At 38.4% G+C, this 14,351-nt stretch carries 13 protein-coding genes; 9 read left to right on the top strand and 4 right to left on the bottom strand.

What is annotated here, in order from left to right; all coding sequences use genetic code 11:
- Positions 1-59: 59 nt before the first annotated feature.
- Both AC3FI7_RS18560 and AC3FI7_RS18555 read left to right on the top strand, forming a co-directional pair.
- Positions 60-452, top strand: a complete 393-nt coding sequence (locus AC3FI7_RS18560; RefSeq protein WP_142725338.1) for a rhodanese-like domain-containing protein — start codon at positions 60-62, stop codon at positions 450-452.
- Between the two features lie 18 nt (positions 453-470).
- Positions 471-923 (top strand): GNAT family N-acetyltransferase, encoded by a 453-nt coding sequence (locus AC3FI7_RS18555; protein ID WP_142725337.1) that lies wholly within the window; start codon positions 471-473, stop codon positions 921-923.
- 72 nt (positions 924-995) lie between these two features.
- On the opposite strand, the gene AC3FI7_RS18550 is transcribed toward AC3FI7_RS18555, so the two are convergent.
- Positions 996-1,760 (bottom strand): DeoR/GlpR family DNA-binding transcription regulator, encoded by a 765-nt coding sequence (locus tag AC3FI7_RS18550; RefSeq protein WP_131437480.1) that lies wholly within the window; start codon positions 1,758-1,760, stop codon positions 996-998.
- 116 nt (positions 1,761-1,876) lie between these two features.
- On the opposite strand from AC3FI7_RS18550, the gene AC3FI7_RS18545 reads away from it, so the two are divergent.
- From AC3FI7_RS18545 to AC3FI7_RS18515, 7 genes are all read left to right on the top strand, one after another.
- The gene (locus AC3FI7_RS18545) at positions 1,877-3,475 is read left to right on the top strand and encodes a glycerol-3-phosphate dehydrogenase/oxidase (protein WP_491460670.1); all 1,599 of its coding nucleotides are present in this window, start codon (positions 1,877-1,879) and stop codon (positions 3,473-3,475) included.
- A 10-nt stretch (positions 3,476-3,485) separates the two neighbouring features.
- Positions 3,486-4,982: a glycerol kinase GlpK gene (gene glpK / locus AC3FI7_RS18540; RefSeq protein ID WP_142725335.1), complete on the top strand. Its 1,497-nt coding sequence runs from the start codon at positions 3,486-3,488 to the stop codon at positions 4,980-4,982.
- A 23-nt stretch (positions 4,983-5,005) separates the two neighbouring features.
- The gene (locus AC3FI7_RS18535) at positions 5,006-5,737 is read left to right on the top strand and encodes an MIP/aquaporin family protein (protein WP_491460669.1); all 732 of its coding nucleotides are present in this window, start codon (positions 5,006-5,008) and stop codon (positions 5,735-5,737) included.
- 5 nt (positions 5,738-5,742) lie between these two features.
- Positions 5,743-6,555, top strand: a complete 813-nt coding sequence (locus tag AC3FI7_RS18530; RefSeq protein WP_343660134.1) for a hypothetical protein — start codon at positions 5,743-5,745, stop codon at positions 6,553-6,555.
- Positions 6,556-6,727: 172 nt separating this feature from the next.
- Positions 6,728-7,150, top strand: a complete 423-nt coding sequence (locus AC3FI7_RS18525) for a hypothetical protein (protein WP_491460668.1) — start codon at positions 6,728-6,730, stop codon at positions 7,148-7,150.
- A 245-nt stretch (positions 7,151-7,395) separates the two neighbouring features.
- Positions 7,396-8,373, top strand: coding sequence for a hypothetical protein (locus AC3FI7_RS18520; protein WP_491460667.1), 978 nt, complete (start codon positions 7,396-7,398; stop codon positions 8,371-8,373).
- A gap of 75 nt (positions 8,374-8,448) precedes the next feature.
- Complete coding sequence (locus tag AC3FI7_RS18515) at positions 8,449-11,172, top strand: hypothetical protein (protein ID WP_491460666.1); 2,724 nt, start codon at positions 8,449-8,451, stop codon at positions 11,170-11,172.
- 30 nt (positions 11,173-11,202) lie between these two features.
- On the opposite strand, the gene AC3FI7_RS18510 is transcribed toward AC3FI7_RS18515, so the two are convergent.
- The 3 genes from AC3FI7_RS18510 to AC3FI7_RS18500 all read right to left on the bottom strand — a co-directional run bounded on the left by AC3FI7_RS18510 (position 11,203) and on the right by AC3FI7_RS18500 (position 14,319).
- Positions 11,203-11,703, bottom strand: coding sequence for a low affinity iron permease family protein (locus tag AC3FI7_RS18510; RefSeq protein ID WP_142725329.1), 501 nt, complete (start codon positions 11,701-11,703; stop codon positions 11,203-11,205).
- Between the two features lie 135 nt (positions 11,704-11,838).
- Positions 11,839-12,126 carry a hypothetical protein gene (locus tag AC3FI7_RS18505; RefSeq protein WP_343660140.1) on the bottom strand — a complete coding sequence of 96 codons (288 nt, stop codon included), beginning with the start codon at positions 12,124-12,126 and terminating at the stop codon, positions 11,839-11,841.
- A 12-nt stretch (positions 12,127-12,138) separates the two neighbouring features.
- On the bottom strand, positions 12,139-14,319 hold the full coding sequence (locus tag AC3FI7_RS18500) for a TonB-dependent siderophore receptor (RefSeq protein ID WP_491460665.1): 2,181 nt from the start codon (positions 14,317-14,319) through the stop codon (positions 12,139-12,141).
- Between the last annotated feature and the right edge of the window lie 32 nt (positions 14,320-14,351).

The raw sequence follows: 14,351 nt of genomic DNA, 5'->3' as shown, positions 1-14,351 counted from the left end.
CAATCTTAGGAAAAGAACAAACCCGAACATAGTTTTGCATCGTAAACAATTTAAAAATTATGCAAGAACAAATTGAATTCTACCAGAAAAAATTAATGTATGAAATGGACCCTTCAGATCTTTATGACGCATTTCAAAACAGTACAGATTATATAGCAGTAGATACCAGGAGACCAAATGGCTACAGCAAAGAGCACATTCCATCCGCAATTAATCTTCCCCATCGGGAAATGACAGAAGAGAGCACGCAGCACCTTGACAAGTCAAAAATATATGTCTGCTATTGTGACGGGATTGGCTGTAATGCTTCCACAAAAGGAGCTTTAAAAATGACTCAATTAGGTTTTAAAGTCATTGAATTAATTGGAGGAATCGAATGGTGGAAATTTGACGGCTACGCCACAGCAGGAACCGAGCCTACCAATGGTTCCACTTTTGTATGCGCCTGCTAACCCAAGAATAAGAGACACATGAAAATACGATTTGCCGAAGAAAAAGACCTGAGTTCCATTATTGAATTATGTAAAGCCCATGCGCAGTACGAAAGAAGCTCTTTTAAAGAAGAAAACAAAAAGGAACAACTATCTAAACACATTCTCAATCCGGATTCTGAAATAAAATGCCTGATTGCAGAATCTGATACTGAAATAATAGGATATGCAACATTTTTCAAACAGTTCTCCACCTGGGATGCCGGCTATTATATGTATGTTGACTGTCTGTTTTTAAAAGAAAATGCAAGGGGAAACGGAACAGGAAAACAAATAATGGAATTAATAAAAAGTTACTCAAAAGAACAAGGCTTCCCGATAATCCAGTGGCAGACTCCAGGTTTTAATATAAGAGCCATCAAATTCTACACTTTGCTTGGAGCGGAAAGAAAAAACAAAAAAAGGTTTTTCTGGAAAGTATACCCCAAATGATTCTTGATTAAACAGAGACATTCTGAAGCCAGAATGTCTCTGTTTAAACTATTTGATCAAGCTAAATGTAGCTTATTTTACAATAACTGTAACTCCCCTTTCTTCCAATGCTGACCTATCTTCCTTACCTATGCCATCATCTGTAATCAGATAATCTACTTCATCCAGTGAGGCGATCTTCCCGAAACCTTTCTTATTTAATTTTGAGGAATCCGCCAAAACCACGGTCTTATCCGCACATTCGATCATAACCTGATTAAGATGTGCCTCTGCAGCATTGGAAGTACTGATTCCAAATTCAAGATCAATCCCGTCTACACCCAGAAAAAGTTTATTGCAGGAAAACTGTTTGAGAATTCCTTCTGAAATAGACCCTACAATGGAAGTCGAGCTTTTCCTCACTTCTCCTCCCAACTGGATCACATTAATATTAGGATTATTACAAAGCTCAATAGCTACCCTCAATGAAGATGTCAAAACGGTAAGCGGACCGAAATTCATCAGCATTCTGGCAAGATAATGCATCGTAGTTCCTGATGCCAATATAATACAGTCATTCTCCTGGATCAATGGAAGTGCAGCTCTTGCAATAGCCTGCTTCGCCTCTACATTAATATTTTCTTTCTCCCCTACATTCTTTTCATAAGCATACCTTACCTGCTTACTTGCTCCTCCATGATTCCTGAAAAGAAGCCCCAGACTTTCGAGATAGTTCAGATCCTTTCGAATCGTAACCGAAGATACATTGAGCTTTTCACACAAGTCCTGCACAAGCACATGCCCTTTATCATCCAGCTCTTTAAGTATTTCATCCTGTCTTGGTAATAGCTTTTCCATTTTATTCGTTTCCTCAAAATTACCGATTTTTTGCGACATCTTAAAATTTCATTTATTTTCTTTTTGCTTTCATTTTTAATTTATATATTTGAAAACGAAACATAAACGAAACATTTATGAAACGAAACGAAGAACTCAGTAAATTAACCAATGTAAAAGAATGGGACTTTATTGTCATAGGAGGAGGAGCCAGTGGTTTAGGTTCAGCATTAGATGCGGTAAGCAGAGGATTCAAAACTTTATTGCTTGAATCTCACGATTTCGCAAAAGCAACTTCCAGCAGAAGTACCAAATTGGTACACGGTGGAGTAAGATATCTTGCGCAGGGAGATGTCGGATTGGTAAAAGAAGCATTAAAAGAAAGAGGACTTCTGGCAAAAAATGCAGCACATATCGTAAAAAATCAGTCATTCATTATTCCCAACTACACCTGGTGGGGAGGAATCTATTATAAAATAGGATTGTCTGTTTATGATTTCCTTGCCGGAAAATTAAGCTTAGGTAAAACAAAATACATCAGCAAATCAAAGACAGTCGAAAAGCTCCCTACTATTGAACAAAACCACTTAATGAGCGGTGTTGTTTACCAGGACGGACAGTTTGACGATGCGAGACTTGCAATCAACCTTACCCAAACTATTATTGAAAAAGGAGGAAGTGCTGTTAACTATGTAAAAGTGATTAACCTTTTAAAAGATGCTTCTGATAAAGTAATTGGCGTTGTTGTAGAAGACCAGCTTTCCAAACAGCAATATCAGATCCACGGTAAAGTAGTAATCAATGCAACCGGTGTATTCACGAACGATATCCTGAATATGAACAATCCTAAGCATGGTAAACTTGTTGTACCAAGCCAGGGGATCCACCTGGTACTTGATAAATCATTTCTTAAAAGTGATGATGCGATCATGATTCCGAAAACATCAGATGGCAGGGTTTTATTTGTTGTGCCATGGCATGACAGGGCTTTAGTGGGAACCACAGACACTCTTCTGGAGAGTGAAAGTTTTGAACCTCGGGCACTGGAAGAGGAAATCAGTTTTGTTTTAAATACAGCAAGACAATATTTAGCTAAAAAACCAACACGTGAAGATGTAAAATCAGTGTTCGCAGGCCTTCGTCCTCTTGCCGCTCCCAAAGACGGAAGCAAAAGCACAAAAGAAGTTTCCCGAAGTCACAAAGTGATTACTTCAGAAACAGGATTGGTTTCCATTATCGGAGGAAAGTGGACCACCTACCGTAAAATGGCAGAAGACACAGTGGATGAAGCTATGAAAGTTCACAGACTGGGAAACAGTCCATCAAAAACAGAACATCTTTCTATCCATGGAAATGTAAAACCTGAACAGGTAGACAGAACTAATCATCTGTATGTTTACGGATCAGATATACCGGCCATAAAAGCATTACAGGAAAGCAATCCCCGTTATGCACAGAAAATCCATCCGGATCATCCTTTCACCGTAGCAGAAGTTGTATGGGCAGTAAGAACAGAAATGGCAGAAACGATTGAAGATATTCTGGCCAGAAGAGTACGTTTACTGTTCCTGGATGCAAGAGCAGCAATAGACAGCGCTCATAATGTATCAAAAATCATTGCTGAGGAAAAGGGATATCCTGAAGAATGGGCACAGCAGCAGGAAAATGAATTCATTGAACTGGCAAAAGGATATTTACTGACTCCTTATTCCCCTAAAGTTATCAACCTAAATTAGCACTATATACATGAATGAAAAGCTTATCCTCGCTCTAGACCAGGGAACAACTTCCTCCAGAGCGATTCTCTTCAACCATAGTGGAGAAATCAAATATGTATCTCAGAAAGATTTCAGACAGATATTCCCTACTCCGGGATGGGTAGAACATGATCCGAATGAAATATGGTCATCACAGATCTCTGTGGCAGCAGAAGTGATAGCGAAAGCAGGAATCTCCGGACTGGAAGTTGCCGCTATCGGAATTACCAATCAACGTGAAACCACCATTGTATGGGATAAAGAAACCGGTGAACCGATCTACAATGCTATTGTATGGCAGGACCGCAGAACTTCAAAATACTGCGATGAACTGAAAGAGCAGGGACATGCAGAAACGATCAAAGAAAAAACAGGACTTGTCCTGGATGCTTACTTTTCAGCCACCAAGTTAAAATGGATTCTTGATAACGTAGAAGGAGCAAGACAGAAAGCTGAAGAAGGAAAATTATGTTTCGGAACTGTTGACACCTGGCTAGTATGGAAACTGACGCGTGGAAAAATGTTTATCACTGATGTTTCCAATGCCAGCAGAACCATGCTTCTGAACATTCACACGTTAGAATGGGACAATGATTTATTAGAGCTATTCAACATCCCTAAAAACATTCTTCCGGAAGTAAAGCAGAGCAGCGAAATATATGGAGAGACCGCTACTACCTTGTTCTCTACCAAAATTCCGATCGCCGGTATTGCCGGTGACCAGCAGGCTGCCTTATTCGGACAGATGTGTACCACTCCGGGAATGGTAAAAAATACTTATGGAACAGGATGTTTCCTATTAATGAACACAGGAACGGAAGCTGTTTCTTCTAAAAATAATCTTCTTACCACCGTAGCCTGGAAAATCAACGGAGAAGTTAATTACGCACTGGAAGGAAGTGTTTTTGTAGGAGGCGCGGCTATTCAATGGCTGAGAGACGGTCTTAAAATCATTCATTCTTCTGAGCAGGTGAACGAATTGGCTGCTTCTGTAGAAGACAACGGAGGTGTTTATTTCGTTCCTGCATTGACCGGACTTGGCGCACCTTACTGGGATCAGTATGCACGCGGAACCATTGTGGGAATTACCCGTGGGACTACAGACGCCCATATTGCAAGAGCTACCCTGGAAGGAATTGCATTTCAGGTTTATGAGATTGTAAAAGCGATGGAAGCAGATTCTGGAAGAGCAAGTTTGGAGTTAAGAGTAGATGGCGGAGCTTCTGCAAGTGACCTTCTGATGCAGATCCAGTCTGATCTTTTCGGATTCAAAATAACAAGACCAAAAACATTGGAAACAACAGCTCTTGGAGCAGCCTACCTTGCAGGACTTGCAGTAGGATACTGGAAAAGTATAGACGAAATCCAAGAACAATGGATTGTAGACAAGGACTTCCACCCTCAACTGGACAGGGAGCAGGTAAATAAAATGACCCATTTCTGGAAGAAAGCTGTAAAAAGCGCACAAAGCTGGATAGAAGATTAACTCACTTATCAAAAAAAACTTATATGACCCCATTTATTGCAGAAGTTATCGGTACGATGCTTCTAATATTGTTAGGCAACGGTGTTGTAGCCAATGTTGTCTTGAAAGATACGAAAGGAAATAATTCCGGATGGATTGTTATTACTACCGCATGGGCATTGGCCGTTTTTGTGGGAGTAACCGTTGCTGGGCCAGTAAGTGGGGCCCATCTGAATCCGGCTGTTACCATTGGTCTTGCGACAGCAGGAAAATTTTCGTGGGATCTGGTTCCCTCCTATATCGCAGCACAGATGATTGGAGGAATGCTGGGCGCATTTTTAGTTTGGCTCTTTCACAAAGATCATTTTGCCATTACGGAAGATGAAGGCGCAAAACTGGCATGTTTCAGTACAGGTCCGGCTATCAGAAAAACGTCTTCCAACCTTATCAGCGAGATTATCGGAACATTTGTATTGGTATTCTGTGTATTTTACTTTGCAGATCCCAGTATTTCCTTACAGGCAGACCCAAGTGCAAAAGTAGGCCTTGGTTCCATCGGAGCTATTCCTGTTACATTTGTGGTTTGGGCAATCGGCTTATCCCTGGGAGGAACTACAGGATATGCTATTAACCCGGCAAGAGATCTTGCTCCAAGAATTATGCATGCCATCTTGCCTGTAAAAGGAAGCAGTGACTGGGGATATGCCTGGATCCCTATAGTAGGGCCAATTACAGGAGCTATTATCGCAGCAGTTTTATACGGATTTTTAAAATAATACTGATGATAAAAAAAATCTTAAAGGGAATCTTCCTACTTGCTCTAGGCACAGGGAGATTATTTTCACAGGAAAATGGTGAAACCAAGGAAACCAAAGAAGGCAGGCTTGATTTTACAGCCAACATTCAGAACAATCACTTATGGAGAGGGCTTATTATTACGGATAAACCTGTAGTGATGGGAAATTTGTCATACGCTCTGGATGCGGAGAAAAGATGGAAGGTAGGAATCTGGGGAGCCTCTGCATTAGCGGATGATAAGGATAACACCCATTATAAAGAGATCAATTATTATGTTCAATATTCCGACGGGCGTTTTTATATCGGCTTATGGGATCTTTACAATTCCCGTAATATCAATACTGCTGTAGCCGCAGATGATATCTTCAGTTACTCGCAGAGAAGGACTGCCCATATTATTGATTTAAGAACCAATTATACTTTCGGACCTTCGTTCCCGATCAATATTGAAGCTGATATCATGCTGTACGGAGGAGCCAATGCCGGAGAAGTTATTCTGGAACCTGACGGAAGCTATAAGAAAAACAGATACTCCACTTACGTTCAGGCAAGCTATCCTGTTATTAAAGGGCAAAAAGTAAACCTGGATGCATTTGTAGGAGCAGGTTTTGCTCTCAATGACAAAACCTTTTTATATGGCAACGGTAAAAACAGTTTCGACATTGTCAATGTAGGGGTAAAAGCAGGAAAAGTAGTAAAGATCACAGATCATTACAGCCTTCCGGTCTTCATGATGGCCATGTGGAATCCATCCAATAAGTTTGCAAGAATTCAGCTTGCCGCAACTGTTTTTTAATCTGATACTAAACTATAGAGAAGCCACTCCATCCGGGGTGGCTTTGTCATTACTTTCTTTTCTGATCAGAAGATTATTCACATTTTGATTCTGAAGTTCTTCGGAACTGCAATAACCGGGATTTTACGGCTTACTATTTGCCAGAATATATTTACTTTTGAAAAAAATATCTATGAAAAAGTTTTTCAGTTTAATAATTCTGTGCATCAGCATTTTCACATTAGCGCAGCAGACAGAGGTTCCCTTTATAGGATACCGGAATTTTGACATTTTGAAAGGATATAGCGGCACTGGCACCCCTCATTATTATCTGAATGTAAAAAGCAATGGTGATGTACATTTTGGATATGTTCAGATCAATCAGGCTAACGGAGAAGAAACAACAGAAGAAATCAATGCCGGAAAATATTCTCCTGGCAAGGTAATGAAGATTGTTTTTAAAAAATATGAGGAAACCTTTTTCGTAAAATTCGACAAAGAAAAAATCTACCTTACCGACGAAAATGGAAATGTAAAGAATCTTGATGGCTGCTGTTCATCCAGTGAAAGTATCACTAAAGAGACCTGCACCTGTGAAAGTGAATTTTTCAAGTAGTAAATAATATATAAAAAAAGCCACTCCATTTGGGGTGGTTTTTTATTGTTTGTCAAAACCACCCCGTCAAATTATAAATTTGGCACCTCCATAGGAAGGGAATAGTTATACAACCTGCTGCATTTGAACAAATCATACTATTACAATACGAAGTTCTTTGCTTCTACCTATAATTGCCAATCACCGGGATTTTACGGTTTATAGTCTGCTAAAATATCCTTAATTTTGAAGGGTGATTTACACCAATGAAACATTTAAAAATTTTATTTCTATTTCTTCTCTTTCTTATGGTATCATGCAGCAGGAAAGAGAATCATCCTTATACATTTTATTACTGGAAAACCAAACTGAAGCTTGACCATGCAGAAAAGAAAGCATTGGAAAAAGCAACAGTTCCTTATTTATATACCAGAGTCTTTGATGTAAATAAAGTCAATGGGAAATTTCAGCCGGTGGCAGTGATTACCAAAGACCAGAGTTTCCGTTTCAATAAGCAAATTGTTCCGACGGTTTTTGTAACCAATCAGACATTACTGGGCATTTCTGCAGAGGAAATCAGGTTTCTTGCAGAAAGCATTCATCTTTTGATTCAAAAGAAAACCAAAGAGTACCAGCTGAAAACCAATAATGAAATTCAGATCGACTGCGACTGGACCGCGGGGACACGAAATGATTATTTTAAATTTCTGAAAGAACTGAAAAGAATTTCCGGAAAAGAAATCACCTGCACCCTTCGCCTTCATCAGGTAAAGGATAAAAAACAGACCGGAATTCCTCCCGTGGAGAAAGTCTATCTGATGTGTTATTCCACATCATCGCCATTGGAAAAATCTGATAAGAATTCAATTCTGGATGTCAATATCCTGAAAAGCTATCTTTCAAAAATGGAAGACTATCCAATCAAAAAAATTGAGGTGGCACTCCCTATTTACTCCTGGGGAATTATCACCAACCATTTAGGTAAGCACAAACTGATTAATGCTTTATCAAAACGAGATCTGGAAAACACTGATTTTAAAAGGATATCTGATCATGAAGCTGAAGTTCTGAAGGACGGTTTCTACTTTGGGAGTTATTTAAACAAGGGCTTTAAAATAAAGGTTGAGGAAATATCTGAAGAACAGCTTGAAGAAGTTATCAGCTTTCTGCAGAAAAAAATACCCCATTTTAATATTATTTATTATCAATTAGATAGTAAATTTGTGTCAGACCGTAAATTTTAATCTCCGGCAGATGGAGATCAGCCAGCCTGAACCATATCATACAATATTATAAACTAAAAAAACACTACAAACCCTATGAAAAAGTATATTCTTTCACTTGCGGTTGTATCACTTTTCTATACCCAATCTGATGCCTGCGCATGGTCGGATCCTGATTATGATTACTTCAACCTTTTTACACAAACAATCATTAAAGACAAAGCTTATCTTCCCTTTCTGCACAACTATTCAAGCAGGTTTTATGGAGGTTACAATCCGGCATTGATTCCTGATGACAACGTTGAAACATGGAAAAAGTTTTTCAACAATCAGCTAAGCTATTCTGAAACCCAGAACCTGGTGTACAAAGTAAGTATGAATGATCTGAATGCCTTAAAGAACGGGAATCCGGCAAATCCTCTTTTACAAAAGTTAGGCACAGGATTTTATCAGAAATATAAGGAAGGGATTGATTATTTGATTGAAGCCAAATATCTTGAGCCTTATATGAGCATCAATTACATCGAAAGTGAAAATTCATTTTACTATGACAGAGATGCAAACAGAAAAAATGCAACAGCTCTGGATTACCCTAAAACTATTGCTGCACTAACATCTTTATATAATGCAGCAAGGAATCCTGAAATCAAACAGCGTTACGGATATCAGCTGGTACGTCTGAATCATTATACCAGAAATTACGATTCTGCTGTACAGGCTTTCAAAACTTATGTTGCGCCTGTCAAATTAAAAGGAACGGTATATTTCATGGCTCTTGATCAGTTGGCCGGGGCACAAAGAGGATTGGAAATGAACAGCGATGCCAACTGGAATTTCTTTCAGGTATTCATGAACAGCAAAGACCGCAAGGAATCTGCTTTTGTTTCTATGAAGCTTTCAGATACTGCTTCTTTCAGCAATATCATGAAAAGAGCCGGAACGAATGAAGAAAAGAATATGGCCTATTTCCTTTTAGGGTATGAAGATTTCAACAACCCGATTCCTACGATGGAAAAGATGTATGAGATCAATCCTGATTCTGAGATTCTGAAGGTAATGGCTGCAAGAAGCATCAATGAACTGGAAAGGAGTTACCTTCCAGTGTATTACTACAATTCTGATGCAGCTAAAAGTCCTTATGTACAAAGAGGAAAAGCAGATAACAATGTCTCTTCAAAGGATGATAAAGCTACCTCCACAACTGAAGTAAAGGAAGAAAAGCTTTCTTTCTGGCAAAAAATTGTGAGATTCTTTAAAAACCTGTTCGGGGGATCTAAAAAAGAATCCGCTGATGGAAGTAAAACAGATCAGAGTGATGATGAGTTACTGGATAACCCAAACAGAATTCCGTTCTACACCACTTCCGGTTATGGGTATGATGACAAAATGAAGGACTATCTTGATGACCTTCAGAAGTTCACTGACAAAACCAAAGAAAAGTCTAAGGATGAGTTCTGGCAGATTGCAGATGCTTACCTTAAATTCCTTAAAAAAGATTACAAAGGAAGTACGGAAATCCTTACCGATATCAAAACCACCAATCCTGAATATCTGGAAGAGATCAAAAGAATGAAGGTTCTGAATGATATCGTTTCCCAGCCAAGAATTGATGCAGCATATGAAGATCATCTTATGAAAGATTATGCGGAATATTTCGTAGAGAAAAAGGTAGAAAAGGATACTGCCACAACTGATAATTTTGATTATTATGGTGAAGTACCGTCTACTGCTGATTTCCTTAAAGATGTGCTCGCCAACCGCTATTTCCTTCAGGGTGAAGATGGAAAATCATTCCTGATGAACAATAAGCTTTCGGATCTGCAATATAATCCGAACTCAAGTCTGGTGAAGAGCGTGGAAGCATTTTACAGAAAACCTAATAAAACCCAGTTTGAACAGCAGATCATTGCTAAAAATATGGACAGTGTAGGTGATATTGATGCCTTTTTCAATACAATTTATGGAGACAGAGCCATGAGACTTGCGGATTTTGAAAAGGCGAAGTCTTATTATGAAAAAGCAAAAAACTTTGCTGGTATTCCAAGACAGAATTATGAATGGACAGAAAAAGAAGGACAGACTGTTACAGCTAAACAGTATGCTCCTTCGGAATACAACGGATTTAAAAATATTCCCAATCTTGTATTCGGGCATAATGTATGGGAAAGTTTTGGAAGTCCTGAAAACGAAAGTATGGAAGCAGAAAATTATACCGACTTCCCTTTCATCAAAACAAGCATGAATAAACTTGAGCTTGCTGATGCATTGATTCAGCTTAAGAAGATTGGATCCGGAACGGGTGAAAAGGCAGCAAAGGCGAATCAGCTTATCGGAAATCTATTGTACAATACTTCTATTTTAGGATATTACCGCCAGTTGTTTGTGATGGATATTGACAACAGCAACGGAGGCAAATATGACTTCTGGAACACAGACAGAAAGAATCCTTACCAGTATTATTACAAAAACTTCCTCGATACTTCATACATTGAACCTGATAATTTTGATCTGTCCATTAGCTACTATCAAAAAGCTCTTCAACTTTCAAACAACAAGGAAGAGAAAGCAAGAATCCTGTTCCAGATGGCAAGCGCTGAGCAAGGTAAATATTACCAGTATGAAGCGAAGGCACCAAAAGATTTTGATTATTCTGATCCAAAATGGTCTGAGAAAGAAGATGCCCGCCAAAAGGAAATGGACCAACTTAAAAATCAAAAATACAGAACCTATTTCGCTCAGCTGAAAGCACAGTATTCCGATACCGAAACAACGAAGAGTCTAATGGGAAGCTGTAGTTATTTTAATTATTTCATGAGATAACTATTGTAAAGTATAGAAATAAAAAAGGAATCAATTCGATTCCTTTTTTTGTTCCTGCTTCTGAATCCATTCTTCGTGTTTTCTTTTGAAGAATTCATACTTGTAATCCTGATTTCTCTGGGCAGCATCAATAGAATGGGAAGTATGGATGTCATAATCTTTTTTCGCCAGTTGAGCAAGTCTTTCATAATAGCAATGAAGCTGGTCCAGCTCTGCTTCTGTAAGATCTTCAATATCTACAATTCTGTTGCTGGCTTTTTCGTGGGCAGCAATAATTTCGTTCAGCTTAATCTGTATTGCTTTTGAATCTTTATTCTGAGCCTTCTGAATAAGGAATACCATCAGAAATGTAATAATGGTGGTTCCGGTGTTGATGACCAACTGCCATGTTTCAGAATAGTCAAAGAGAGGACCGGTAGCAGCCCATACCAAAACGATAATGAAAGCTCCCATAAAAGCATGTGGACTTCCTGTAAATTTTACAGCCCAGTTTGAAAATTTTTCAAAAAAATGATTTCCTGTATGTCCCATAATCTTTTGTTTTTAACATAATAAATGTATAAAAATTAACAGGAATAAGGAGTAATAAATACCAACAAAAAACATTAAGACAATACTCTGTCTTAATGTTTTCTAATTAAAATTGATATGAATGTGTGAAATATATTATTTGATTTTTCCTGAAAAACGGTTTTCAAGGTTTTGCTTTTCTTCTGCTATCATACTCTTTCCGATTTGAGCAGGCGAAAAAGGTTTTGGATAAAATGTATTATTCCAGTGATCCTTCCAGGGAGAAATGTTACCCCAGGAGTATATGCTTTTAGGATTATTGTAATGTTTTTCAATATTTTCCCTGGCTGTTTTCAGTTCTTCTTCGGACAAATGTTCTTCGGAACATGACGCTAAAGCAGCTCCTGCAATCAATATTAAGAATATTGTTCTGGTAATTTTCATACTGTTTTTGAGTTAGAATTTATAGTTTACCTGTACTGCAAAGTTTCTCGGCTGGATCTGATCGATATATCCTCCTCTGAAATAAGAATTATATCCTACTGAATCAAAAATATTATTTAAGAATCCTCTTACTCCCAATCCGTTTTTGAACGAATAGCCTACCTGAGCATCTACAGTTGTATAATTCGGCATATTGAACGGTCTTTCTCCCGGCTGGGTTCCGTTTACATGGCCATTGTCAATGACAACTTCCTGCTTATAATCATCAACAGGCCTGTTTCCTACATAATAAATTCCTGCTCCGATATCAAATCCATCAAGAGCTCCACTGTTAAATTTATAATTCAGCCATGCATTGGCAGTATGTTTAGGCGTATTAATTGGTGCTGAACCATTTACAAAGGAAGGACTGTCCTTATATTGAGCATCTACATAAGCCCATCCCGTCATTACCTGTAGATTTGGAAGAATCTTACCAATCAATTCCACTTCCATTCCTTTTCTTTTCAACTCACCTGCCAGAGCGTATACTCCCAATCCCTGTCCGTTGTTCCCCATTACTTCATAAGAAAGATTGTCTGTGTTGATACTAAACAGGGTAACATTAAATCTCAATCTTTCATTAAGCCAGTCAGATTTCATTCCGGCTTCCCATTGTTTGGTTGTAGAGGCACCTACGGTTCCGCCTCCTGATAATGGATTATTTGAGCTTCTCAAAGAAGTAGTACTGGTATAAGAACCAAAAATATTCATGTTTTCAATAGGCGATATCATAATTCCTAATGAGGGGTTCCATGCGAAATCTTTTTCTTTATCAGAACCGATCAATCTGCTGTAACGAACACCAAGATGAGCTTTGATATATTTATTGAAAGTAATTACATCCTGAGCCATTAACCCCATTGTAGGTGTTATGGTATTGACAATAGGATTTTTCTTTGCCAAGTCAAAATTATTACCATCGATGCCGGAAGGCAGAATGTTGTTGATATCATTAAGAACATTGATACGATCTACTTTCTTAGCATCATAAGAAGTAGTAGTCACATTAGATTCCTTCCAGTCGAAACCTACCTGAAAAGTATGTTTCATGAATCCGGTTTTAACGTCAGTTCCGATGAAATCAAACTGAAATACTTTATTTAAGTCTTCTCTGTCTGATCTTGTCAAAGTTCTGTCACGGAATTCATTTGGATTTTTACGATCCAGAGGTGCAAGAGCAGCACCAATAATCTCAGACTGATAAGAAGAGCTCATAAATGCTGTTCTCAACTTCAGGTTATTGCTCAACTTTCTAGTTGCTGTTGTAGAGAAATTGAATGTTTCAATTTTTGCATTGTCAGTTGAAAAACCAAGAAACTTTCTTCCAGTCATATTATAGATGGCTTCAGTATCTCCTTTTGCAAGGTTTACCGTACCTCTATCCGGAGTGGTATTATTATGCATATAATCCATCTCTACAACGATTTCAGTTTTATCATCGGGACGGATAGCAATGGATGGGTTTACATAAATACGTTCTGTATTAACAAATCTTCTGAAGCTATTGTTATTTTGATAAGCAGCATTCAATCGTACTGCGATTTTTCCCTGTGAATCAAGTACTCTCTGGAAATCCACTGTAGGTCGGTAGAAATCCCAGCTTCCATATCTGAATCCAACATTGGTTTGATCTATAAATTTAGGCACCTTGGTCACTACATTGATCACTCCTCCTGCAGAACCCAATCCGTCACCGATACCTTGAGTAACTGCAGCAGATCCTTTGATCACCTGAATACTTTCCACTCCCTGCATATCAGTCAGCATCGCTCCGGTACGGAAGTCAGAATCCATCTGTACTCCGTTCTTCAGAACAGGAACTCCTCTGTAACCTCTGATAGACATACTTTCTCTGATTCCTCCATAGCTACCAAACTGAGTAACACCGGGAACATTTTTAGCAACATCAGTGACTGTAAGTCCTCCCAGATCTTCGATTACTTTATAAGAAATTACTGAAATACTCTGGATCTGGTCTCTCGGTTTCAATGGTAGTCTTGTAATAGCTTCAAGCCCTTCTGGTTGTTTCTTTCTATCACCGAACAGTTCTACTTCATCAATTTTTTTGTGTTTAATTGAATCATTTGTTTTCTGTGCGTTTGCAAGAACCCCACCTAATACTAGTAGAGAAAAGGATACTACTTTATTCATCTGATAATTTTTTGTAAAATTATTATTTTTAT

It is taken from the genome of Chryseobacterium sp. TQ-BC-N36 (assembly GCF_058382295.1).
Note: the sequence above shows the minus strand (reverse complement) of the source record. Positions and strands in the feature narration are given on the sequence as shown.